Source organism: Streptomyces aculeolatus, assembly GCF_020400605.1.
GTDB classification, from domain to species: domain Bacteria; phylum Actinomycetota; class Actinomycetes; order Streptomycetales; family Streptomycetaceae; genus Streptomyces; species Streptomyces aculeolatus.
The window spans coordinates 110,797-134,715 of record NZ_JAINRD010000026.1 but is presented as its reverse complement, the minus strand read 5'-3'; the positions used below and the strand labels follow the sequence as shown (position 1 = coordinate 134,715).

Here is a 23,919-nt window from a genome sequence, read left to right as displayed (position 1 = left end):
CCCCCCCCCCCCCCCCCCCCCCCGCGGGGCGGGGCACGCGGCGGCGGGCCCGGGCGGAGCGTGGTGCCGTACGGGCTACGCCGCGCGCCGCACCGCCGCGCGGTGGCCGCGGATCAGCTCGGCGTAGCGCCGGCCGCTGCCCTTGATGGTCCGCCGCTGGGTGGCGTAGTCGACGTGGACGAGGCCGAAGCGCTTGTCGTAGCCGTACGCCCACTCGAAGTTGTCCAGCAGCGACCAGGCGAAGTACCCAGCCAGCGGCACGCCGCGGCGCACCGCCTCGGTGCAGGCGGCGAGGTGCTCCTCCAGGTAGCGGGTGCGCTCCGGGTCGTCGATCTGCCCGTCGGGGCCGACCGCATCCGGGTAGGCGGCGCCGTTCTCGGTGACGTACAGGCACCGGGCGCGGTAGTCGTCGGCCATCCGCTCCAGCGTCTTCGTCAGCCCCTCGGCGTGCACCTCCCAGCCCATCGCGGTGCGCCGCACGCCGGGCAGGTCGACCTGGCGCGCGTACGGCAGCGGCCCTTCCGGGTCGTCGGCGACGACCTGGCGGAAGTAGTAGTTCAGGCCCAGCCAGTCCAGCGGGGCGGCGATGGTCTCCAGGTCCCCGGGCTGCTCGGGCAGGTCCACGCCGTACAGCCGGCGCATGTCCTCCGGGTAGCCGCGGCCGTGGATCGGGTCCATCCACCAGCGGTTGGTGTGCCCGTCGGCGCGTGCGGCGGCGGCGACGTCCTCGTCGCGGTCGGAGGCCGGCTCGCAGTGCGTGAGGTTGTTGACCAGCCCGACGCGCGCCCCGGGCACGGCGGCGCGCAGCGCCTGGACCGCGAGGCCGTGGCCGAGGTGCAGGTGGTACGAGGCCCGTACGGCCGCCGTCAGATCGGTGAGCCCGGGGGCCATCCGGCCCTCCAGATGCCCGATCCACGCCGAGCAGAGCGGCTCGTTGAGCGTGGCCCAGTCGGTGATCCGGTCGCCGAGCCGGTGGGCCACGGCGTCCGCGTACTCCGCGAACGCCTCGGCGGTCCGGCGCTCCGCCCAGCCGCCGCGGTCCTGGAGCGCCTGCGGCAGGTCCCAGTGGTAGAGGGTGGGGAAGGGCGTGATGCCGGCTTCGAGCAGCGCGTCGGTGAGCCGGTCGTAGAAGGCGAGGCCCGCCTCGTTGACGGGACCGTCGCCGCCCGGGACGACGCGCGGCCAGGCGATCGAGAAGCGGTACGCCTCGGCGCCCAGCCGGCGCATCAGCGCGATGTCCTCGGGCCAGCGGTGGTAGTGGTCGCAGGCGACGTCGCCGGTGTCGCCGCCGTCGACCATGCCGGGCGTGTGCGAGAACGTGTCCCAGATCGACGGGGCCCGGCCGTCCTCGCGGACGGCGCCCTCGATCTGGTACGCGGCTGTGGCCGTGCCCCACACGAAGTCGGACGGGAGACGGTCGAGGTGCAGGTCGGTCACGGAGTTCCTTTCGGACGGGGTCACTTGACGGCTCCGGCGGTCAGCCCGGCGACGAGATAGCGCTGGAGCAGCAGGAAGCCGGCGACGATGGGGAGGCTGACGACGAGGGAGGCGGCCATGACCTGGTTCCAGTAGACCTCGGTCTGGGTGGCGTACCCCTGCAGCCCGACGGAGAGCGTCCGGGTGACGTCGTTGGTCATGACCGAGGCGAAGAGCACCTCGCCCCAGGCGGTCATGAAGGAGTAGATGGCGACGGCGACGATCCCGGGGACCGCGGCCGGCACCACGACACGGAACAGTGCCTTCAGCGGCCCGCAGCCGTCGACGAGCGCCGCCTCGTCCAGGTCGCGGGGGATGGAGTCGAGGTAGCCGACCAGCATCCAGATCGAGAAGGGCAGGGTGAAGGTCATGTACGTGAGGATCAGGCCGCCGCGGGAGCCGTAGAGGGCGATCCCGGTGGTGTTCCCGATGTTGACGAAGATCAGGAACAGCGGCAGCAGGAAGAGGATGCCGGGGAACATCTGGGTGGACAGCACCGTGACCGTGAACAGCCGCTTGCCGCGGAAGCGGTAGCGGCTGACCGCGTACGCGGCGAAGACCGCGATGACGACCGAGCAGGCGGTCGCGGCGCCCGCCACGATGAGTGAGTTCACGAAGTAGCGGGCCAGCGGCACCGTGTCCCAGATATCGAGATAGGGCCGGATGGTCAGCCCGCTGGGTATCCACTGGAACGATCCGGTGACGTCCTCCAGCGGCTTCAGCGAGCTGCTCAGCATCACGTACACGGGCGTGACCGCGAAGACCGTCAGCAGTGTGAGCACGATCCGCCTGGTCCAGACGAACGACCGCGGCGGTGCGGTGGGGGAGCTATGCACTGGCCGCCTTCCTTCCCCGGGAGGTGAGCAGCAGGTAGCCGGCCGTGACGACCAGCAGGAAGAGCAGCAGCAGCACGGACATGGCCGAGCCGGCGCCGAAGTTCCAGGTGACGAAGGACGACTGGTAGATGTGGATGGAGATGATGTCCGCGGACTCCGGCGCCGACTTGCCGAAGAGGATGTACGGCACGTTGAAGTCGTTGAACGTCCACAGGAAGAGCACGAGGACCAGCACCTGGTTGACCGGCCGCAGCGACGGCAGCGTGATCCGGCGGATCTGCTGCCAGATCCCCGCGCCGTCGATCGCGGACGCCTCGTACACCTCGCGCGGGATGTTCTGCAGCGCGGCGGTGAGCACCAGGAACGCGAACGGCCAGGTGCGCCAGACCGAGACGAGCACGAGCGAAACGAACGCGTTGTCGCCGATGAGCCAGAACGTCGGCTGGCTCGTCAGCCCCAACTGGTCGTGAATCACGTGGTTCACCAGGCCGTTGTCCCGCTGGAGCATGAACGACCAGGTGATGACGGCGGTGTAGACGGGCAGCGCGTACGGGGTGAGGAAGATCGCACGCAGCAGTCCGCGGCCGCGGAAGGCGTCCTGCATGAGGATCGCCGCGGTGACGCCGAGCAGCCAGGAGAAGCCGACCGCGAGGACCGTGAACGCGCAGGTGATGAAGAACGAGCGCAGCAGCGCCTCGCCCACCGGGGCGTCGAAGTCGACGGCGATGCGGAAGTTGTCCAGGCCGGCCCAGGGCGCCTCGCCCCAGTCGCGGATGTAGCGCTGGGTCAGCTCCTTGAAGCTCATCACCACGCCGACGGCCATCGGCACCAGGTGGATCAGCAGCTCCAGCAGCAGGGCGGGCAGCAGCAGGAGGTACGGCAGGGCGCCGCGCCGTACGCGGCCGCGGCCGGTGCGGCGGCGCTTGCGGGCGGCGCCCCGGCCGGCGGGCGGCTTGTCGCCGGGGCCGGCCGGGGGCGTGTCGAGAGCGGTCGCGGTCATCCGGGGCCGCTCACTTCTGCATCTGCTGCTGGGCCTCGGTCAGCCGCTTCTGGACCGACTCCGTGGTCACCTCGTCGCCGGCGGCGGCGTCCGCGAACAACTCCTTCATCGCGTCGCCGACGAGGGTCTCGAACTGCGCCTCGTCCGGCACCTGCGGCAACGGCGCGGAGGTGGTGGAGAGCACCTCGCGCAGCACGGTCAGGTCCGTGCTGCTGAACGCCCGGTCCTCCTGCGCCTCCTTCACCGGCGGGATGGAGCCGTAGGTCGAGTTGAGGGCCAGCTGCGTCTCGTTCGAGGTCATGAACTCGACGAAGTCCAGGGCGCCGTCGAGGTTGTCGGTGTTCTTGAAGACGGCGATGTTGATGCCGGCGACCATGGAGTTGACGTTCTGCCCCTCCGGCGGGTTCTCGCTCTGCATGGGCACGGGCGCCACGCCGTACTCCTCGGGCTTCATGCCGTGCGCCTTGAGCGAGCTGCCGGCGGCCTGCCACAGGAGCATGCCGGCCTTGCCGGTGGCGAGGTCCTTGATCGACTGGTTCTGCGCGTACTCGGCGTTGCCGACCGCGGCGATCTTGTCGTTGGCGAGGAAGTCGACGTACTGCTTGACGGCCGCGACCGCCTCGGGGCTGTCGAACGTGGGGTTGCCCTCGGCGTCGAAGAAGTCCGCGCCGTGCTGCTTGCCGAAGACGAAGGCGTGGTGGGAATTCTCCACCGGGTTGCCCCCCTCGACGGCGACGCCGTACTTGCCGTCCTTCGTCAGCTTCTTGCCGACGTCCACGAACTCGTCCCAGGTGGCGGGGGGTTCCTCGATGCCCGCCTCGGCGAACATCGCCTTGTTGTAGTAGAGGGCGTACGAGAGGGAGTACAGCGGCACCGCCGCCGGCGGCCGGCCCTCGGCGCCCGCCGCGGCCAGCGCGGCGGGTACGAACCGGTCCTTGCCGCCGATCTTGTCCAGCGTCTTGTCGTCCCAGGCGAGCAGCCCGTCGGTCGCCTGGAGGGAGGCGGACCAGGTGTTGCCGATGTTGAGCACGTCCGGGCCCTGCCCCGACGTGGTGGCCGCGAGGATCCGGTCGAGCAGGCTGTCCCAGGGGATGACCTCGAGCTTGACGTCGATGCCCGTCTCTTTCTCGAACTTCTCGATCTCCGGGGTCAGCACCTCTTTGTCGTGCTCCAGGCTGGTGCCCTGGTTGCTCGCCCAGTAGGTCAGCTCCTTGGGCTTGTCGTTGGTGCCCTCCGAGCCGGTCGAGCTGCCGCCGCCGCAGGCGGCGGCGGTCACACTGAGGGCGGTGGCGAGTGCGGCGGTCGCCGCCAGGCGGTTTCTGCGCATGGTCGTGGGGCCCCTCTCCGGGCGCATGACTTAAGGCTGTGAACGCGGCGCGCGCTTAATTTAGGCCGTGAGTTAAGTAGTGAAAGAAGTCCTCGTCAACCCTTCTCACACGGGTTTCCCGGCACGTATGTTTCCTCCGGGAAGGAGCCACATGGCGAGAAGCAACGGCCGTACCGTGCGCGACCTGCGCCGCAGCAACCGCTCCGCGGTGCTGCGCCACCTGTACTTCGAGGGACCGCTGAGCCGCCAGGAGTTGGGCCCGGTCACCGGGCTCAGCTCCGGGTCGATCAGCAACGTCGCCGCGGAGCTGATCGCGGAGGGGGTGCTGGAGGAGGCGGGCGCGGTCGACTCCGACGGCGGGCGGCCCCGCACCCTGCTGCGGGTGGCGCCGCGCTGCGGGCACATCGTCGGCGTCGACGTCGGCGAGACCCGGGTGCGCGTGGAGCTGTTCGACCTGGCACGTACCGAACTCGCCCGCGCCGAGCGCCCGCTCGCCGACGGCGGCCGGGACGCGGGGCGGGTCGTCGCGCACATCGCCGAGGGGCTGGCCGCCGTGCTCGCCGACGCCGGTGTCTCCGCAGGCGAGCTGCTCGGCGTCGGCCTCGGTGTCCCCGGCATCGTCGACCGCGAACCGGCCCGCGGCGGCGCGGTGGTGTACGCGCAGACCATCGGCTGGGACGCCGTGCCGCTGGAGGCGATGCTGCGGACGGCCGCCACCGGCCTGGAGGACGTGCCGTTCACGGTGGCCAACGGCGCCAAGACGCTGGGCCAGGCCGAGATGTGGTTCGGCGCCGGCCGCGGCGCGCGCAACGCCGTCATCGCGCTGATCGGCTCCGGCGTCGGCGCCTGCGTGGTCACCGACGGCACCGCTTACGGCGGCTCGTCCAGCGGCGCGGGGGAGTGGGGACACACGACCATGCAGCTGCGCGGCCTGCGCTGCCGGTGCGGCGCCCGCGGCTGCCTGGAGGCGTACGTCGGGGCGGAGGGCATGCTGCGCCGCTGGCGGGAGGCGGGCGGCGAACCGGTCGCCGCGGACGAGGAGTCGGCGCTCGCGGAGCTGATCGCCGCCGACGACCCCGCGGCCCGCGCCGTCCTCGACGAGACCGCCGAGTACCTCGGCGCGGGCATCGCGGACCTCGTCAACCTCTTCAACCCGGAGCGCATCGTCCTGTCCGGCTGGGCCGGGCTGCTCGCCGGCCCGCGGCTGCTGCCCGCGGTACGCGGGGCCACCGCCATGTACGCGCTGCGCTATCCGGCGGCGCGCGCGGCGATCGAGCTGGGCCGACTCGGCACGGACGCCGTCACCGTGGGCGCCGCGACCCTCCCGCTGAGCCGCTTCCTCGACACGGGCGGCACCCGGGACCGCGATCCCGCCGGGGCCCCGGCACGCTGACCCCGTCCGGGGCGGCGCGGCCTCGCCGCCCCGGCCCCCGCCCGACCCGCGGCGCCCGCGGCCGGCGAGCGGCACGCGAGCGGCGGCCGGTCCGGGGCATCCCCGGGCCGGCCGCCGCCGCGTGGTGTCAACTCACGAACGGATCACCTCAGTTCACCGTCACCTGCACCGCACCGCTCGTCAGGTCACCGGTGTCGTCCGTGACCGTCAGATGCGCGGTGTACGTCCCCTTCCTCGTGTACGTGTGCGTCGCCGTGGCCGCGCCGTCGGCTGTCGCGTTGTCGCCGAAGGTCCAGTGGTACGACTTGGCCGTACGCCCCTCGGGCAGCGTCACCGCGCCCTCGAAGGAGACCTCGGCCGGCGCCGTCCCGCCCTCCGGCGAGGCCGCCACCGTCACCTTCGCCGCCGACTCCTTCTCCGCGCCCCGGCCGTTGAAGTGCAGCCAGTCCAGCGCCACCAGGTCCGGGCTCGTCGGCGTCCACGCCGGGTTGGAGAAGACCACGTAGACCTTCTCCACCCCGCCCGGGTCGGCCAGCGGCACCGTGGGCGAGACCACGTTCGCGAAGTCGCCGGTGTTCGGGATCGTCGCCTTGCCCAGCAGCTCGCCGTCCGGCGCGTTCGCGCGGAACTCGATGTCGCCGCCGAGCCCGCCGGAGGAGGCGCCGACCGTCACCGAGTCGATGCCGCTCGGGGTCCCCGGGTCCAGCACGATCCAGTCGCCGTTCTCGATCTCGCCGAGCCGCTTGCCGCCGGAGGAGTCCTCCCGGGCCAGCGTCTGCACGCCGCCGTTCGCCCCGCCGGTGCCGTTGTGGTGCTCGGCCTCGCGGAACTTCTGCCGCAGGCTCAGCGAGTCGGAGCCGACCAGGCTCGGCACGCCCTCGGCGCCGGCGTCCTCGTACTGGGCGCTGATGCCGTAGTAGAGGTTCTGGCCGGGTCCGTGGCTGTCGCCGGGGTCGGTCTTGAACTCGCCCTCGCAGCCGGTCAGGTTGTCCAGCGGATGCAGGTGGTCGTCGTGCCCGAGCTGCGTCTGCACCACGACGCGCGAGCAGTCGATGTCACCGTCCTCCGCGTCGCTCACCTCCACCTTGTACGGAACGGTGTCGCCGAAGTCGAACGCCGTGCCGTTCGCCGGCATCGTGACCTTCACCTCCGGCCGGGTGTTGCCGACGGTCACCTCGTGCACCGCCATGCCCGTGCGCTCCGGCGGACCCTCCACCGTCAGCCGGGCGTTGAACCGGCCCTTCTCGGTGTAGGTGTGCGTCGGGTTGGGGTCGGTGGAGTCGGTCGTGCCGTCGCCGTCGAAGTCCCAGGCGTACGTGATCGGGTCGTCACCCGGCGAGTGCGAGCCCTCCGAGGAGAACTCCACCGTCAGCGGCGCGGGCCCGGAGTCCGCCGACGCGGACAGCTTCGCCACCGGCGGCCGGCCCTCGGCGACGTAGTCGATGCGGTAGATGCCGGCGTTCTCGTTGCTGCCGCCGCGGCCGGTGCCGCTGCCCTCGCCGAAGTCGATGACGTAGAGCGAGCCGTCGGGGCCGAAGTGCGCCTCGAAGGGCTGGACCCAGTCCATGTCGCCGAAGATCCCGTTGATCGACTGCAGGTCGCCCTTCTTGGCGGGCTCGAACCGCGGGTCCTCGAACTGCTGGTCCTTCTCCTGGAACGAGAAGGTCTTGAACCACTTGCGGGTCAGCTCGTACGTGATCCACTTCCCCTCGAAGTACTCGGGGAACTTGTACGGGCTGTCGTTCTTCGGGTCGTAGTCGTAGACCGGGCCGCTCATCGGGCCGCCGCCGCCGGTGCCCAGCTCGGGGAACTCCTGCGAGGCGGAGTACGCGTACCAGACCGTGGCGGGCTGCGCGGGCGGCAGCTCGGTCTTGCCGGTGTTGTTCGGCGAGTCGTTCACGGGCGCCGAGCAGTCGAACTTCTCCCCGGCCTCGGCCGCGGCGAAGTCGTAGTCGTTGAACGGGGTGTTGTTGCCGATGCAGTACGGCCAGCCCTGGTTGCTCGCCTTCGTGATCCGGTTGTACTCCACCGTCCCCTCGGGACCGCGGTTCGGATCGGCGCTGCGCGCGTCGGGGCCGTAGTCCGCGACCAGCAGGGCGCCGGAGAGCGGGTCGGTGGTGATACGGAAGGGGTTGCGGAAGCCCATCGCGTAGATCTCGGGGCGGGTCTTCGCCTCGCCCGGCTTGAAGAGGTTGCCCTTCGGGATGGTGTACCCGCCGCCGTTCGTGGGTTTCACCCGCAGGACCTTGCCGCGCAGGTCGTTGGTGTTGCCCGCGGTGCCCTGGGCGTCCCAGGCGCGCCGGCCGTCCCGCTCGTCGATCGGCGTGAAGCCGCTGGACTCGAACGGGTCGGTGTTGTCGCCGGTGGCGACGTACAGGTTGCCCTGGGCGTCGAAGGTCACCGAGCCCGCCATGTGCACGTTGGCCCGGCCCTCGCCGCGCCACGTCGGGACCGTCAGCAGCACCTTCTGCGACGCCGGGTCTGCGGTGTCCCCCTTCATGGTGAAGCGGGACAGGTTGATGAGGTTCTTCTCCTTGTCGGAGTGCAGGAGATAGACCCAGTTGTTCTTCGCGAAGCCCGGATCGAGGGCGAGCCCGAGGAGGCCGTCGGACTGGCTGGTCATCTCGGGGGTGTAGTCGAAGTCCAGGGCCGTGGTGACGTTCAGCGTCTCCTGGTCGACGACCTTCAGCTCACCGGTGCGCTGGGCGTAGAACACCCGCCGGTCGGGGGCCACGGCCAGCTCGAACGGGTCGGCCAGGTCGTCGGAGACCAGCGCGGTGCGCTGGAAGTTGCCGGTCTGGGTGGCCGAGCAGTCGCCGGGCGCGTCGCCCGCGGCCCAGCGGATGCCGCCGAGCAGGTGCTTGAGGAACAGCGGCTCGTCGAACGACGACGCGTCGTGGCCGCCGGCGGTGAACCACGACCGGCCGCCGTCGTACTTCTGGCACCACGAGTACGCCTGGTCGACGCCCTCGTCCAGGCCGGTGATGCCGTCGCGCACCTTGACCTGCGCGAGGGTGTGCACCTTGCCGGTCGGGTTGGCGCGCCAGTTGTACCACTCCTCGTGGCGCTCCCACAGCTGCGGCAGGCCCTTGGTGGAGGGGTGGGCGTTGTCCAGCACCTTGATCCGGCCGGTCTGGGGCACCGGGTGCTTGTCGAAGATCGCGCCGACCAGACCCTCGTACCAGTCCCAGTCGCGCTCGCTCGCGGAGGCGGCGTGCAGGCCGAGCCAGCCCCCGCCGGCCTGGATGTACGACTGGAGCGCGGCCCGCTGGCCGGCGTCGAGCAGGTCGCCGCTCTCGGGCGTGGAGTTGGTGTTGTTGAAGAGGACCGCCTCGTAGTTCGCGAGGTTCTCCTCGGTGAACGCGCCGGCGTCGTCGGTCGAGTCGACCTCGAACCCGTACTCCTCGCCGAGCTTCTCGACGGCGGCGATGCCCGCCGGGATGGAGTCGTGGTAGAAGTTCGTCACCTTGGAGAAGACCAGGACCCGGAAGCCGGCCTCCTCGTCCTGGGGGGCGGCCGTCGCCGAGGCCGTGCCCAGGAGCAGCGCCAGCAGCGCGGCCAGGACGGCGACGGGTGACAGGGGTGGTCTGGCTAGGCGTCTCATAGTGCTCCCAGTCGTGCCGGAACACGGGCGCGCCGGAGGGTGGGCCCGTGTGTGGAGTGGCGTAGAAAGCGCTTGCTGACGGTGCTCTGTCAAAGTAAGCCCTTACCCACAGGGGGTCAACGGTCGTGCGCGGACCGGGAGGAGGAGCCTTTCCGGCGCCTACGGAGACGGGGAGAACCCGCGCGGGGTGGCGCGCCCGATGCCCATCCGCACCCGGCGCACCACCCCGCCCGGGGCGTCACCGCGAATCCAAGATCTCGTAGCCGGGTATCCTCACGGGATGGGCGAGGACCTGAGCGCGGCGGCGGCCAAGGGCTGGGCGGTGCGCTGGGAACTGCAACGGGAGCAGCGGGAGGCCGGCCGCGAAGAGCGGTTCACCGTCGTCGGAGACCTCGTGGAGCTTGTCACCGACGGCCGCCACCGCCCCGTCGTCCTCGACCTCGGCTGCGGTCCCGGCTCGCTGGCCGCCCGGCTCAAGCGCCGCATGCCGGCGCTGGACGTCGTCGCCGTCGACGCGGACCCCGTGCTCCTCGGCCTCGGCCGGCGGATGCACGGCACGCAGATCCGTTTCGTCGACACCGTCGTCGGCGGCATCCGCTGGCAGGACGACCTCGACCTCGACCGCTCCCTCGACGCCGCGGTCTCGGCGACCATGCTGCACCGCCTGCCCGAGCGCATGCTGCTGGAGGTCTACGGCCGGCTGCACGCCCTGCTCCGCCCCGGCGGGGTGCTCGTCAACGCCGACCGGCTGCCGCAGGAGGACCCGGCCGTCGCGGAGCTGGCAGGCGAGGTCGGTCGCCGGCTGGCGGAGCGGCGGCGGATGCCCGGCGGCGAGGACTGGTCGTCGTGGTGGGACGCGGCGGCCGAGGCACCGGAGCTGGCCAGACTGTTCGCCGAGCGCCGCCGCCGGGGCCCGGCCCCCGGCGGGGAGAACGGGCTGAGCCTGGCGCGGCACGTGGACCTGCTGGAGAAGGCGGGCTTCGGGTCGGTCGGCACGGTGTGGCAGAGCGGCGAGAGGTGCGTGCTGGTGGCGGTCCGCGGCGAGTAGCACCTGAAACGGGGTGCGGCTGCGGGGCGGCGCGGCGTAGGCGCGACGCACGGGCACGCGGCACTCCCCGCTCCTCCGTGCCCCTTCCCGGCCGCCGCCTCACTCCCGCTCGCGCTCGCCGCCTCCGAAATCCGGGCTGGTGTAGTCGGGGCTGCTGAAGCGCGGCCGCTCCGCCGGCGGATCGTCGTCGGGGCCGGAGAACGACGGGCGGGAGTAGCCGATGCGGGGGACAGGGGGTTCCCTGAAGGCCCTGCGCGCCGCACGGTACGCCTCGCCGCCGGTCGCCTCCTCCAGGAACGGCCGGATGCCGCGTTCGAGCAGCGCTCGGCGCCACTCCTCCCGGGCGCTGTCCACTTCGTTCGGCGGGCCTCCGCCCCGCAGCGCCGTCACCACGAGCGCTGCCACCGCCACGACGACGGCGGCGGCCGTGAACAGCGCGAAGAGCCAGCCCGCCCGGCGGATGGAGGACGCGAAGGAGGGATCGGGATCCATCAACTGGAGCAGATACCCGACGAGGAGGAAGAGCACCGCCGCCGCGCCCGCGAGCACCGGTGCGAGCACCGCCAAGACCGCGCCCAGGCCCGCCCCGGACGGCTCGATCGACCCCTCCCTGTAGCTGATGCCGTACATCGCACGTTCTGCGGTGCCGCCGTCCGATGCGCCTCGCTGCGCCGAACGCAGCATGACGTAACGCTCGTACTCGGCCGACGCACTCGCGGAGATCGGGTCCGCGGCCCCGATGGCGAGGGTACGGAGCTGTTCGGGGGCGACCGCCGGCTGCCCGGGGCCCGCACCCACCGTGTACTTGGCGTCGCTCAGTTCGGAGTCGAGGAGCCGCTCGAAGTCCGGCCGGTCCTCGGTCAGCAGCCTGCTCCCCGAGCCGCGCCACGCAGACGTGTACGGAACTCCCGGCGGCCATGGCCGTCTCCCCGCGCGGGGCGGTTCCCGCCGCCCGGGCGCAGTGCCGGGCGTCCGCTCCGGTGCGGCACCGGTCTCCTCCGCTGCCGTACCGGAGACGGCCGGGGCGCTCACGCGGCGGCTGCGGAGGGGCGGGCGTACGCCGATGCCCAGGGCGGACGCGAGGATGCGGCGGCCGAGGGGGAGTTCGCGCCGTACGGGCCGCCTGTCGATGCCCAGGATCGCCGTCACAAGCCGACGGCCGAGTGGCTGCCGCGCCGGAGTCATGCCGTCTCCTCCTCTCCCGCGACCGGACGGCGGTACCGGCCCGGCGCCGGCTCCTCCGAGGGGTTGGCCGGTGCGGAGCGCCGCGGGGAGTGGTCCGGCCGGGGATCGGCGGGCCGCTGCGGGGGACCGGGGTCGGCCGGCTGCTCGGGCGCGGGCTGGATCTGCGGCGTCGGCGAGGGCTGGGCCGCGGCATCGCCGCCCGGGTCCGCGGTCGTCGCCTCCGCCGGCACGGGCTGCGGCGCCGGCGCCACGGCGTTACCGACCGCCTGGAAGCGGCCGAGCTGGGTGAGGAGGGCGGGCGCCGAGACACCCACCACGAAGGCGGCGTACGGGCCGCTGATCTGCCCGGTGGTCCCGAACAGTACGGCGACCCCCGCGCCCAGGGCGGTGTGGATGCCGGTGGCGATCGGATCCGCCACCGGATCGAAGTACTGCCCGAGCCGGGGAGGTTCGGCGCCGGGCCGGTCCGCCGGGGCCTGACGGAAGGATCTGCGGTCCGTCTGCCATTCGAGGACCCGGTTGTAGATGTCGACGACCCCTCGCAGCGCACCCCCGGACGCTCCCAGCAAGATGAGTAACGGCACGTCCACGGCGTTGCCTTCCCCTGCGCCCGAGCTCTCCAGTACCCAAGGAGAGCTTAGGGGGTTGGGGGTGTTCCGCGGACCCCGGCGTCAGGCGTGCGCAGGCTCGGGCGGAAATAATTCGAACGACCCTCTTCGTGAACGCTGTTACGGTGGAGACCGCCGCGAAGCGAAGCCCGGGGTTACTTCCCTTTCAGCAGAGAACAGTTCCTCGGGCGCCGGGTACTCGCAGCAGTTCTTCGGGGAAGCGACAACTGGATACGGGTGACCGGCGAAGCGCAGTGCGGAGATACTTCGTTTACGGTACGAGTGGTTGCAGGTTCGAGTCCTGTCGCCCGCTTCACCGCGGGCGTAGCTCAACTGGCAGAGCGCTATGTGCTTCGCGCGCCTGGTACTCGCCGGTCTCCCGTGTCCGGTTGCCGCCCCCGATTCCGGTCGCTCGTGGCCGGGCCGACAATTGCAGAGGTCACCGCGAAGCGCAGTGTGGGCTTACTTCCACTCTCAATGGAGAGGTCGCGGGTTCGAATCCCGTCGCCGGCGTACGGCCGGCGTAGCTCAGTGGCCAGAGCGCTATGCAGCTCATGCGTCTGGTACTCGCGGTGACCCGGCAATTCCGTCCGTCGGTCCGCAATCCTTCTCATAGCCCCAGGAGGCCGTGATGGGCAAGTTCACTTCCGTGCGCAGCGGGCCCGGCTCGCCCGTGACCACGACCGGTACGACCGCCACCTTCGAAGGCGGCGCCGGCTTCACCCGGGACGCCAAGAGCGACCTCTTCCTGTTCGCCGCGGTCAACATGGCCGGCGAGGAGGCCTTCTACGAGCGTGCCGACGTGCGCGACCATCGGTTCCGTGACCTGGTGTACGCCGCGACGAAGCAGGACCCGGACTGGGTCGCCTCGTTCGTGCCGTACCTGCGGGGTGAGATGAACATGCGCTCGGCGGCGATCGTGATGGCCGCGGAGTCCGCGCTCGCGCGCCGCGGGGGCACCGACCGCGAAGCCACCGTCCCGGTGCGGAAGATGGTCGCCGGCGCGCTGCTTCGCGCCGACGAGCCGGCGGAGTTCCTCGCCTACTGGAAGGCGCGGACGGGGAAGGCGACGCTGCCCGGCGGCGTGCAGCGCGGTGTCGGCGACGCTGCCGCGCGGCTGTTCACCGAGCGGGCCGCGCTGAAGTACGACGGTGCGAACGGGCCGTGGCGGATGGCGGACGTCGTCGCTCTGGCGAAGCCCACTCCGGCCGGTCCGTGGCAGGCCGACCTGTTCGACTACCTTGCCGACCGGCGATGGAAGCGGGACGTGGTGCGCGTCTCCGGGCGGCTGCCGACCCTGTCGGCGTACCGGGCGGCGACGGGCATGCCGCGCGCCGAGCGCCGGGCGTGGCTCCTCGCGGACCCCGGCCGGCTGCGGGCGGCCGGTATGACGTGGGAGCAGCTGTCGTCCCTCGGGCCGATGGACGCGCAGGCGTGGACGGCGATCATCCCGCACATGGGGCTGATGGCCCTCTGCCGCAACCTGCGGAACTTCGACGAGGCCGGCGTGCCCGACGCGGTCGCGGGCCGGGTGGCGGCGCGGCTGGCGGACCCGGAGCAGGTGCGCCGCTCGCGGCAGTTCCCCTACCGGTTCCTGTCCGCGTACCGGGCGGCGCCGTCGCTGCGCTGGGGCCATGCCCTGGAGCAGGCGCTCACCGCGTCCACGGCGAACGTTCCCGCCCTGCCGGGCCGCACCCTCGTCCTCGTCGACACCTCCGCGTCCATGACGGGCCGGGTGTCGGCGAAGAGCCGGGTACGGCACGTCGACGTCGGTGCGCTGTTCGGCACCGCGCTCGCCGCCCGCGGCTGCGCGGTCGACCTGGTCGGGTTCGCCGACGGCCTGTTCCGGCACCCGCTGGCCGAGGGCGGCAGCGTGCTGCGGCAGGCGGAGGACTTCTGCGCGCGCGTCGGCGAGGTCGGGCACGGCACCGAGACCGTTGCCGCGCTGCGGGAGGCGTACGACGGCCACGACCGCGTCGTGATCGTCTCGGACATGCAGGCGTTCGCCTACCCGGGCCGGCGCCCGGGCCGGGGGATGTCGGTGTCGGAGGCCGTCCCGGCGGCGGTGCCGATGTTCGGTATCAACACGACCGGCTACGGCAAGGCGTCGATCGGCACCGGCCTGCCGGGCCGGTACGAGATCGGCGGCTTCTCCGACGCGCTGTTCCGCATGGTCGGGCTCCTCAGCCGGGACCGCACCACCGGCTGGCCCTGGGAGCGCTGACCGTACGTCGCCCTCCGCTGCCTTCGGGCGGCGGGGGGCTGCTGTCCGGGCGTACGCAGGCAGGGCGCACGCAGACAGGTGTACGCGGGACCGGGTGGGGCTCAGGCCGCGGTGGCCAGCAGCCCGGGGCGTACCTCGCGCCGCGGCGCGACGACGGCGCCGGTCGGCAGCAGCTCACCGGTGTCGTCGAAGACGATCGTCCCGTTGCACAACAGGCTCCAGCCCTGCTCGGGGTGGAAGGCCACGGTCTGTGCGGCGTCGCGGTCAGGGCGGTCGGCGGCGGGGCACTCGGGCCGGTGGGAGCACATCGGACACCTCTCGGTCGGGAGGCGGCGGCCCTGCCGGGCCGCCGGTGGCGGTGTGTGCCGTCTGGAAGGTGAGACCCGGCGGGTGCCGGAAACTCATCGCCCATCCTCAGGAAAGCACCCCCGAGTTGAGCCCCGGTCCGCGCGCGGTCACAGTCGCGTCTCAGCGCCCGCGGAGCGCCCCGTACCGGCCCGGTGTCCGCGGCCGGCACGGGGCCCGCCCGCCGGGGTCAGCCGCGCGGATCCTCGCGCTTGTCCGGGCCGGGGGCGCCCGGCACCGCCGGCTGCGCGCCGGCCAGCCCGCTGCGGCGGTAGGAGTACGTGAAGTACACGATCATCCCGACCGCGAACCACACGCCGAACCGCAGCCACGTCTCCCACTTCAGGAACGTCACCAGCCAGATCGAGAAGCCGACCCCTATCAGCGGCACGACCGGCATCCCCGGGCAGCGGAACGTCCGCGGCAGGTCCGGCTGCCGGTAGCGCAGCACGATCACCGCGACGCACACGACCACGAACGCCAGCAGGATCCCGATGTTGGTCAGCTCCGCGGCCTCCCCGATCTTCAGGAAACCCGCGATCAGCGCCGAGCCGGCGCCCACGATCCACGTCACCCGCGTCGGCACGTGCCGCGTCCGGTGGGTCTTGGCGAACCACTTGGGCAGCAGTCCGTCGCGGCTCATCGAGAACCAGACGCGGGTGACGCCCAGCATGAAGGTGAACATCACCGTGAGGATGCCGATGATCGCCCCCACCGCGATCAGGTTCGCCAGCCAGCCGAGACCCACCGACTCGAACGCCGTGGAGAAGCCGCTCTCCGGGTCGATGCCCTTGTAGTTCTGCATCCCCGTCAGCACCAGGGTCGCGGCCACGTACAGCAGCATCGAGATCGCCAGCGAGTAGAGGATCGCCTTCGGCATGTGCCGCTGCGACTCCTTCGACTCCTCGGCCGCCGTCGACATCGCGTCGTAGCCGAAGACCGCGAAGAACACGGTCGCCGCGCCGGTGAACGCGCCGCCGACGCCGTAGGGGAAGAACGGGTTGTAGTTGGCGGTGTCGATGTGGAAGACGCCGACCGCGATGACGACGAGCACGACCACGACCTTCAGGATCACCACGACGGTCTCGAAGCGCGCCGCGTTCTTGATCCCGAGGGTCAGCAGGTACGCCACCAGCAGGCACAGCACGACCGCGAACAGGTCGACCTTGTGCCCCTCGCCGGTGCCCGGGGCGCCGAGCATCCACGCCGGCAGGTCGGCGCCCATGTTCTCCATCAGGAACGAGAAGTAGCCGGAGATGCCGATCGCCACCACCGCGACGATCGCGGTGTACTCCAGCAGCAGATCCCAGCCGATGAACCACCCGGCGAGTTCGCCGAGGACCGCGTAGCCGTACGTGTACGCCGAGCCTGCCTTCGGGATCAGGCCGGCGAACTCCGCGTACGACAGGGCCGCCGCCGCGCTCGCCACCCCCGCGATGAGGAAGGAGACGAGCACGGCGGGGCCCGCCGTGCCGTTGGCGACCGCGCCGGCCAGCGCGAAGATGCCCGCGCCGATGATGCCGCCGACGCCGATCGCCGTGAGCTGCCACAACCCGAGGACCCGGGTGAGCTGCTCGCCGCTCTCGCCCTCGGTCGCCCCGATCTGCTCGATGGGCTTGCGGCGCAGTACGCCGTCGGTGCTCCAGAGCCCTGCCATGGTGCGTCCTCTCCGTCGAGGCCGTTCGATGACAGTGGAGCACGATGACGCATGAGGTGCCTTTCAGGAAGAGGGGCGGGTGCTCACCTTGAAGACCCAGGCGTGTCTGCCGGCCCTGCGGGCCGCCGCGGGCACCTCGACGACCAGCGCGCCGCCCTCGACGTCCCAGTTCAGCGGGCGGCCGCCGTAACCCAGCATGGTGATCCTGTCGCCGGACCTGACGGGCACCGGGGCCTCGACGACCAGCCGGGAGGAGGGTGCGGCGAGCGAGTGGATGTAGAAGGCGTCGCGCTTCATGGTGAACCGCAGGTCCTCGCCGAGCTGCGCCATCCGGGACCAGTAGGTGGTGCCGTAGATCGCCTCGCCGTTGACGCGCAGCCACTCGCCGGTCTCGCGCAGCCGCCGCTCCATGATCTCCGGGATGGTGCCGTCTGCCCGCGGGCCGATGTCGAGGAGGAAGTTGCCGTTCTTGCTGACGATGTCGACGAGGCTGTGCACGACCTCCTCGGTCGACATGTACGCGTCGTCGGGGGTCTCTGCGTTGTAGCCGTAGGACCGCGGGTCGAGGCCGCGGCTGGCCTCCCACTTGGCGACGACGGTGTTCTCGTAGACCTCGTACTCGGGCGTGGTGAAGTCGTGCGGGCCGATGCCGGAGCGGTTGTTCACCACCACCTCGATCGGCCGGGGGCGGTTCTTGGCGTGGTTGTAGAACTCGGCGAGCACCCGGTGGCTGTCGTTGTCCCCGCCGATGTCGCACCACATGATCTCGGTGCCGTAGTCGTGGATCAGCTCCAGCATCTGCGCGGCCTGGTAGTCGCGGACGTAGTCCTGGCCCGAGGTGTAACCGGTGTACGGCACGGGCTCCAGCGTGTACGGGTTGCGCGGCGCGTGGCCGTACCAGGGGTTGTCCGGGTTGAACCACTCCGGCATCGAGAAGTACAGCCCGCAGTGCAGGTCCGGGGTGTACCTGCGGGAGGCGTCGAACAGCTCCCGGACCAGGTCTCTGCGCGGGCCCATCGCTACCGAGTTGCGGGTGGAGAGCTTGGTGTCCCACAGGGCGAAGCCCTCGTGGTGCTTGGAGGTGAGCACGTGGTACTGCGCGCCCGCGTCCCGGAACAGCTCGACCCAGGCCCGCGGGTCGAAGCGCTCGGCCCGGAACATCGGGATGAAGTCGTCGTACGCGAAGTCCTCGCCGTACACCTCCCGGTGGTGCGCGTGCGTCGGGTTGTCCGGGTCGTTCATCTGCTGCCAGTACCACTCCGCGTACTGCTTGCCGACCGGCGCCCAGGCGGGCACCGAGTACACGCCCCAGTGGATGAAGATGCCGAACTTGGCGTCGTTGAACCAGTACGGCGCCTGGTGGCTGCTCAGCGAGGCGTCGGTCGGCTCGAAGTCGGGCACCCCGAGGGTCAGCGGCCGGGTGGCCTCGGCGGCGGTGCCGCCCCGGCCGGCGGCGACGACGCGGCCCTCCTGGACGGTGCCCGGCGCCACGCCCGCGCGGTTGCGGATGCCGACGGCGACGCGGGTCTGCTCGCCCGGGCCGAGGCGCGGCACGGAGACGGGCGCGACGGTGCGGGCGCCCTCGGCGTCGACGGTGACCGACAGGCCGTCGCGGGCGGCGATCCACACGGCGCCGGCGTTGATCAGCGTCGCCTCGACGGACTGCGCGCCGGAGCGCTCCAGCGAGGTGGTGGTCGAACGGACGTTGCGCAGCGCGACGGCGCGCCCCTCGGCGACGGGCTGCAGGGAGAGCGCGAAGACGTGCAGGGCGGCCTTGTCCGGCTCGGCCGGGCCGATGGCCGGCAGGGTGAGCGCGACGGCCTCGCGCACCGGGTCGAGGCCGAGTTCGACGACGGCGATCGAGACCTGGTGGTCGTCCTTGGCGCCGTCGGGGCCGTAGCGGTACGGGGCGGTGAGCGAGCCGCCGCCGGAGTACCAGTCGGGGGCGGACAGGCCCGCGGCGGCGGTGCTGCCGTCGGCGTAGTGCACGGTGGCCTCGCCGGAGGCTGTCCCGTACGAGGAGGAGGCGAGGAAGAGCACGCTCAGGTAGTGGCCCGGGGGCAGTTCGACGCGCTGCCCCTCGGCGACGATGTTGTTGGCGGCTCCGGCGCCCGCGCCGGGGAAGTCGAACGGGAAGCCGTCGACCTCGATCGGGCCCGCGGGCAGTTCCTCGCCGGGGTAGGTGTAGCCGCTGCCGTCGAAGTCGCCGCCGCGGGCGCCGTCGGTGTCGATGCCGTCGTTGTCGAAGAGGTCGGTCAGCGGCACCGGTACGGGGTCGGGGACCCGGCCCCAGTCGTCCGCCGCCGCGCTCTCGTCCGCCGTCCCGGCCGGGCCCGGTACCGCCGCGCCGGCGGCGCCGGGCGCCAGGCCCAGCGTGGAGCCCGCCGCGGCTCCGGCGCCGATCGCCAGCATGTGCCGTCGTGCAAACCCGTTCATCCCACTCTCCCTCAAGGACCTTGATCCATCCGATGTCTGTGGGGGTTCTGTCAGACTCAAGCGCTTGCTGAGGGAGGAACGTAGAGATTCATCGGATGAACGTCAAGGCTTGGCGCAGCGGGCGGTGTTGAGCGGTAGTGCGGTTGTACTGCGCGGTACTGGGTGCCGATGCGCGACGCGGCGGGGCAACGCACCGGGGCCCGGTGGCGCGAACGCCACCGGGCCCCGGTCGGGTGGTGATTGCCTCCCGCGGTGCCCATCGCACCGCGGGACGTGCCTCAGCGCACCCCGGTGGGCTGGGGCTCCCGCTCCTCGCCCGCGGTCGGCGGCGGCACCGGCTCCGCATGGAGCTGCCGGTACAGCTTCTCGCCCTCCACGTCGACGTTCGGCAGGATCCTGTCCAGCCACTTCGGCAGCCACCAGGCGGACTTGCCGATCAGGGCGAGGACCGCCGGGACCATGGTCATCCGGACCAGGAAGGCGTCGAAGAGGACCGCCACCGCCAGGCCGAAGCCCATCATCTTCACCATGTCGTCGCCCGCGCCGATGAAGCCGGCGAAGACGCTGATCATGATGATCGCGGCCGCGGTGACCACCCGGGCGCCGTACCGGAAGCCGGTGACCACGGCGTCGCCTGCCGACTCCCCGTGGACGTACGCCTCGCGCATCCGGCTGACGAGGAAGACCTCGTAGTCCATCGCCAGGCCGAAGACCACGCCGATCAGGAAGATCGGCATCATCGACATGATCGGACCGGTCTCCTCGATCCCGAAGACCCCGGCCAGCCAGCCCCACTGGAACACCGCGACGACGGCGCCGAGCGCGGCCAGCACGGAGAACAGGAAGCCCAGTGCGGCCTTCAGCGGGACCAGCAGGGAGCGGAACACCAGCATCAGCAGGACGAACGCCAGGCCGACGACCAGTGCCAGGTACGGCACCAGCGCGTCGTCGAGCACCTTGGAGAAGTCGATGTTCACCGCGGTGCTGCCCGTGAGGTACAGGTCCGCGCCGGTCTCGTCCTGGAGGCTCGACGACAGGTCGCGGATCTCGCGGACGACCTTCTCGGTGTCGGTGTCGCTCGGCCCGCTGGCCGGGGTGACCATGACGGTCGCGGTGTCCCCGGCCTCGTTGAACCCGGCGGGGGTGACCGAGACGACGCCGTCCACGTCGGAGATCCGTGCGACGGCCTCGTCGGCGGCCTGCTGCGGGTTCTCCGCCTCGGTGGCGTCGATGACGCCGGTGACCGGGCCGTTGAAGCCCGGACCGAACGCCTCGGACAGCATGTCGTACGCCTTGCGCTGCGTGGTGTCCGTGGGGCTGCTGCCCTCGTCGGGCAGGCCCAGCTCCATGCTGGCCACCGGCGCGGCCAGCGCGCCGAGCCCGATGATCGCGGCGCCCAGCACCAGGACCGGGCGCTTGAGCACCTGGCGGGCCCAGCGGGTGCCCATGTTCGGCTTGGCGTCGTGGTCGGACGCCTTCGGGGCGCCCGTCTCCGGGTTGGCCTTGCGCACCTTGCGGCCGTAGATCCGCTTGCCCACGATGCCGAGCGCGGCCGGGACCAGCGTGAGCGCGATGAGCACCGCTAGCGCGACCGTGCCGGCCGCGGCCATGCCCATCTTCGTCAGGATCGGGATGTTGACGACCGCCAGGCCCGCCAGCGCGATGATCACGGTGAGGCCGGCGAAGACCACCGCCGAGCCGGCCGTGCCCACGGCGCGGCCCGCCGCCTCCTCGCGGGAGTGGCCCTCCGTCAGCTCCGCCCGGTAGCGGGAGGCGATGAACAGGGCGTAGTCGATGCCGACCGCCAGGCCGATCATCATCGCCAGCGTGGAGGTGGTGGCGGACAGGTCGAGCACGTTCGCCAGCGCGGTGATCGAGGCGATGCCGATGCCGACGCCGATGAGCGCGGTGATGATCGGCAGCCCCGCCGCGACCAGCGAACCGAAGGTGATCACGAGCACGACCAGCGCGATGCCGACACCGATGATCTCGCCGTTGCCCATGTCGGGCTCGACCATCAGCGCGTCACCGCCGGCCTGGATGTTCAGGCCGTCCTCGCGCTCCTTGTCCACCACGTCGGTGATGGCATCGCGGGTCTCGTCCTCCAGCTCCATGGACGTGACCTTGTAGTCGACGACCGCGTAAGCCGTGGAGCCGTCCTCGCTGACGCCCGCGTTGTCCGCGAACGGGTCGCTGACCTGCTCCACCTGGTTGCCGGCGATGCCGTCGAGCACGCCGTCGACCGCCTCCCGGCTGTCGGCGGCGGTGATCTTCTGGCCGTCGGGTGCCTCGAAGACGATACGGGCCGTCGCGCCGTCGGCGGACTGGCCCGGGAAGCGCTCCTCGAGAAGGTCGAACGCCTGCTGTGCCTCGGTACCGGGCAGCGCGAAGTCATCCTCGGGCGCGGTGCCCGCGGAGGACGCGCCGAACCCGGCGAGGCCGAAGAGCAGCAGCCATATCAGCGCCGTGATGCGGCGCCTCCGGAAGGCCAGCCGGCCGAGTTTGTATAGGAAGGTGGCCACGAGCAGGTTTCTCCTGATCTCGACGGTGGGTTGTGTTGAACCAGCCCGACGACGAGAGCGGCGTACGCCAGGTGGAGCCGTATTCCGTTGTGGTAAAGAACGACTGGTCAGTTCAAATGCAGAGCGGGGAGAATCACTGCGTCGACATAGCGGACAAGGTATTCGCTGGTGACCGGCGCGTTGTCGATGAGGGGCCGGGCCAGCACGGCGCCCAGCATCATGTGCGGGACGAACTCCGCGGCGGGGATTCCCGCGGTCAGCTCGCCGCGCCCGACAGCGCGGTCGATCAGGTCGTGGAAGGCGGCCAGCTCCGGTTCGACCATGAGCTGCCACATGGCCTGCTGCAGTTCCTCGTTGGACTGCTGGGCGAAGGCGACCGCGCGCAGGAGGGCCGAGTCCTTCTCCGCGCTCTTGCACACGCCTTCGGCGAACTGCACGAGGTCGCCGCGCAGCGTGCCGGTGTCGATCCCGGCCGTCCTCACCGGCTTGCTGTGCCGGAGCGCCGTGGCGACCAAGTGCGGCTTGGACTGCCACTGGCGGTAGAGGGTGGCCTTGCTCGACCGCGTACGAGCCGCGACCGCGTCCATGGTGAGGGCCTCGTAGCCGACTTCGCGCAGATGGTCGAGCACGGCCTCGAACAGCTCGTGCTCGCGCTCGGCGCTCAGCCGGCTCCGGCGCCCGGTGGCGCTGGTGTCCTGCATGACCATCGGGCCCCCTCCCCAGTCAGCGGAACGAAACGGTTTCGTACTCAAAGAATATTAGCGGCGGCGGGAACCCCTCCGCGCCAACGGGGGTGTGCTTTGCGTCACTCCGTGAAGACGACCCAGACCGGGCCGCGGGCGAAGCGCAGCCGCTCGCCGTCCGGGTCGGTGAACTCCGTGCCCTCGTCGGCCGATCCACGTTCCCACTTCGCCGGATACGACCTGCCGCCGCGCAGCACCTCCGCCTTGCCCGAGCCGACGGTCTCGGTGAAGGGGGAGGGGTTGCCCGAGCTGTCGTCGAAGTCGGAGTCGCGGATCTTCACGTGCTGGACCACGACGGTGGCCGCGGACAGCCGCTCGCCCTCCGCGGTGGCGGCCGGGCTGCCGTCGAACGAGACCAGCCAGCGCTTCTCGTCCGCGTCCCAGGCGAAGCCGAAGCTCGCGGCCGGGTAGCGCACCGTCCGCTCGGCGGTGGCCTCGCCGCCCCCGGGCGCCGCGCCGAAGCGGAAGCCGATGTCCCGCGCGGGGCCCGCGTCGGGCGCCGCGGCCAGCGCCTGCTCCGGCCGTACGAAGAGGTTGTGCGGCGCGGGCTTCGCGGGGTCGCGGCGATAGGCGTTCCCCGCGTCGCTCGGCGACACGGGGAACAGGGGCGCCTCGTCGATGAGCGGGAGCAGCTTGGACTGCGCCCCGGAGAAGGCGAGCGCGGGCCCGTCGAACTGCTCCAGCAGTTCGAGGTCTGACTCGCGGGCGCTGCGCACCGGGCCGACCTGCCCCGGCCGGTGCGAGGCGTACACCGCGAGCAGCCGGCTGAGCCCGCCTTCCACCCGTTCGACGTAGACGATGTCCGCGCGCTCCAGGCCCGTCTGCGGACGTGCGGGCGCGGCGTTGTCGATCTTCACGCCCAGGACGGGGCCGCTGCGTCCCGCCAGTCCGGTGAACGGCGAGCCGCCCTCCACCCCTTCTCCAGGCTTGCGCTCGTCGTCCGTGGTGCACCCGCCCGTGAGCAGCAGCGGCAGCAGGAGGAGCGCCGCCGGCAGGGCCGCCGGAGTACGCAGAAGGCGGGCTGTGCGACTGGCGACCATGGTGTCCCTTCGTCAGGGTAATAACTCTTATTTGATTATTTGTGCTGATTCTAGAATCGATCCGTGCGACCGGATAACGCCGGGCGTCCCCGGCCTCCAGTCGTTACTCTGGGGAAACGGACACCCCCGGTCACGGGGAAGGGCCGAAACCCTCGGACCGTCCGCGAGACCAGACCGGCGCCACCGCGTCCGAACTGCACACCCGAACAGCCCGGGGTATCCGCCGCCGACACCCGCCGCCCAGGCAGGGCTGACCAGTTCACATGACCCGGAGGAGAGCACCTTGACCACCGAAGCCGCACCGGAACAGGGCACCCAGCCCGCCCCACGGACGCAGCCGCGCACGGGAGCGGGCGAGGAGTCGCTGACCAGCCTGGACGTGTGGGCGCGCTCGGCCCCCATCCGGCTCGCGGGGTACGAGGACGACCCGGCCGACACCGCCGAGCTGCACATCCTGCGCGGCATCGACTGATCC

At 71.6% G+C, this 23,919-nt stretch carries 17 protein-coding genes and 2 tRNA genes; 6 read left to right on the top strand and 13 right to left on the bottom strand.

Annotated features, from left to right (window positions below; translation table 11 throughout):
- Positions 1 to 75: 75 nt before the first annotated feature.
- The 4 genes from LG396_RS32760 to LG396_RS32745 are packed head-to-tail and all read right to left on the bottom strand — an operon-like array spanning position 76 to position 4,639.
- Entirely contained in the window at positions 76 to 1,437 is a 1,362-nt protein-coding gene (locus tag LG396_RS32760; protein ID WP_225797531.1) for a GH1 family beta-glucosidase, read from the bottom strand.
- 20 nt (positions 1,438 to 1,457) lie between these two features.
- Entirely contained in the window at positions 1,458 to 2,312 is an 855-nt protein-coding gene (locus LG396_RS32755) for a carbohydrate ABC transporter permease (RefSeq protein WP_037741999.1), read from the bottom strand.
- On the bottom strand, positions 2,305 to 3,312 hold the full coding sequence (locus tag LG396_RS32750; protein ID WP_037741997.1) for a carbohydrate ABC transporter permease: 1,008 nt from the start codon (positions 3,310 to 3,312) through the stop codon (positions 2,305 to 2,307). The genes LG396_RS32755 and LG396_RS32750 overlap by 8 nt, the downstream gene beginning before the upstream one ends.
- A gap of 10 nt (positions 3,313 to 3,322) precedes the next feature.
- Positions 3,323 to 4,639, bottom strand: a complete 1,317-nt coding sequence (locus tag LG396_RS32745) for an ABC transporter substrate-binding protein (protein ID WP_037741995.1) — start codon at positions 4,637 to 4,639, stop codon at positions 3,323 to 3,325.
- A gap of 151 nt (positions 4,640 to 4,790) precedes the next feature.
- Here LG396_RS32745 and LG396_RS32740 point away from each other — a divergent pair, with 151 nt between their 5' ends.
- Entirely contained in the window at positions 4,791 to 6,032 is a 1,242-nt protein-coding gene (locus LG396_RS32740) for an ROK family protein (RefSeq protein ID WP_018836153.1), read from the top strand.
- Between the two features lie 148 nt (positions 6,033 to 6,180).
- On the opposite strand, the gene LG396_RS32735 is transcribed toward LG396_RS32740, so the two are convergent.
- Positions 6,181 to 9,636, bottom strand: coding sequence for a ThuA domain-containing protein (locus tag LG396_RS32735; RefSeq protein ID WP_225797530.1), 3,456 nt, complete (start codon positions 9,634 to 9,636; stop codon positions 6,181 to 6,183).
- A gap of 280 nt (positions 9,637 to 9,916) precedes the next feature.
- On the opposite strand from LG396_RS32735, the gene LG396_RS32730 reads away from it, so the two are divergent.
- Entirely contained in the window at positions 9,917 to 10,684 is a 768-nt protein-coding gene (locus tag LG396_RS32730) for a class I SAM-dependent methyltransferase (protein ID WP_018852448.1), read from the top strand.
- 99 nt (positions 10,685 to 10,783) lie between these two features.
- On the opposite strand, the gene LG396_RS32725 is transcribed toward LG396_RS32730, so the two are convergent.
- Together LG396_RS32725 and LG396_RS32720 are read right to left on the bottom strand one after the other, a co-directional pair.
- Positions 10,784 to 11,869 carry a hypothetical protein gene (locus tag LG396_RS32725; protein ID WP_225797529.1) on the bottom strand — a complete coding sequence of 362 codons (1,086 nt, stop codon included), beginning with the start codon at positions 11,867 to 11,869 and terminating at the stop codon, positions 10,784 to 10,786.
- Positions 11,866 to 12,453 (bottom strand): hypothetical protein, encoded by a 588-nt coding sequence (locus LG396_RS32720; protein ID WP_225797528.1) that lies wholly within the window; start codon positions 12,451 to 12,453, stop codon positions 11,866 to 11,868. The genes LG396_RS32725 and LG396_RS32720 overlap by 4 nt, the downstream gene beginning before the upstream one ends.
- Before the next feature lie 342 nt (positions 12,454 to 12,795).
- Between LG396_RS32720 and LG396_RS32715 the strand changes: the two genes are divergently transcribed.
- The 3 genes from LG396_RS32715 (at position 12,796) to LG396_RS32705 (ending at position 14,701) form a co-directional block, all read left to right on the top strand.
- Positions 12,796 to 12,894: transfer RNA gene (locus LG396_RS32715), tRNA-Ala, on the top strand.
- Between the two features lie 32 nt (positions 12,895 to 12,926).
- Positions 12,927 to 12,990: transfer RNA gene (locus tag LG396_RS32710), tRNA-Ser, on the top strand.
- A 118-nt stretch (positions 12,991 to 13,108) separates the two neighbouring features.
- Positions 13,109 to 14,701, top strand: a complete 1,593-nt coding sequence (locus LG396_RS32705; protein WP_225797527.1) for a TROVE domain-containing protein — start codon at positions 13,109 to 13,111, stop codon at positions 14,699 to 14,701.
- 101 nt (positions 14,702 to 14,802) lie between these two features.
- Here LG396_RS32705 and LG396_RS32700 read toward each other — a convergent pair whose 3' ends face one another.
- From LG396_RS32700 to LG396_RS32675, 6 genes are all read right to left on the bottom strand, one after another.
- Complete coding sequence (locus LG396_RS32700; RefSeq protein WP_018836159.1) at positions 14,803 to 15,009, bottom strand: DUF5999 family protein; 207 nt, start codon at positions 15,007 to 15,009, stop codon at positions 14,803 to 14,805.
- A gap of 227 nt (positions 15,010 to 15,236) precedes the next feature.
- Positions 15,237 to 16,703, bottom strand: coding sequence for an amino acid permease (locus tag LG396_RS32695; protein ID WP_225797526.1), 1,467 nt, complete (start codon positions 16,701 to 16,703; stop codon positions 15,237 to 15,239).
- A 63-nt stretch (positions 16,704 to 16,766) separates the two neighbouring features.
- Complete coding sequence (locus LG396_RS32690; protein WP_225797533.1) at positions 16,767 to 19,115, bottom strand: alpha-L-fucosidase; 2,349 nt, start codon at positions 19,113 to 19,115, stop codon at positions 16,767 to 16,769.
- A 302-nt stretch (positions 19,116 to 19,417) separates the two neighbouring features.
- Positions 19,418 to 21,661 carry an MMPL family transporter gene (locus LG396_RS32685; RefSeq protein ID WP_037741979.1) on the bottom strand — a complete coding sequence of 748 codons (2,244 nt, stop codon included), beginning with the start codon at positions 21,659 to 21,661 and terminating at the stop codon, positions 19,418 to 19,420.
- Between the two features lie 107 nt (positions 21,662 to 21,768).
- Positions 21,769 to 22,368: a TetR/AcrR family transcriptional regulator gene (locus LG396_RS32680; RefSeq protein ID WP_018836163.1), complete on the bottom strand. Its 600-nt coding sequence runs from the start codon at positions 22,366 to 22,368 to the stop codon at positions 21,769 to 21,771.
- A gap of 98 nt (positions 22,369 to 22,466) precedes the next feature.
- Positions 22,467 to 23,444: a DUF3048 domain-containing protein gene (locus LG396_RS32675; protein WP_225797525.1), complete on the bottom strand. Its 978-nt coding sequence runs from the start codon at positions 23,442 to 23,444 to the stop codon at positions 22,467 to 22,469.
- A 283-nt stretch (positions 23,445 to 23,727) separates the two neighbouring features.
- Here LG396_RS32675 and LG396_RS32670 point away from each other — a divergent pair, with 283 nt between their 5' ends.
- Positions 23,728 to 23,916: a hypothetical protein gene (locus tag LG396_RS32670; protein ID WP_018836165.1), complete on the top strand. Its 189-nt coding sequence runs from the start codon at positions 23,728 to 23,730 to the stop codon at positions 23,914 to 23,916.
- Positions 23,917 to 23,919: the final 3 nt, after the last annotated feature.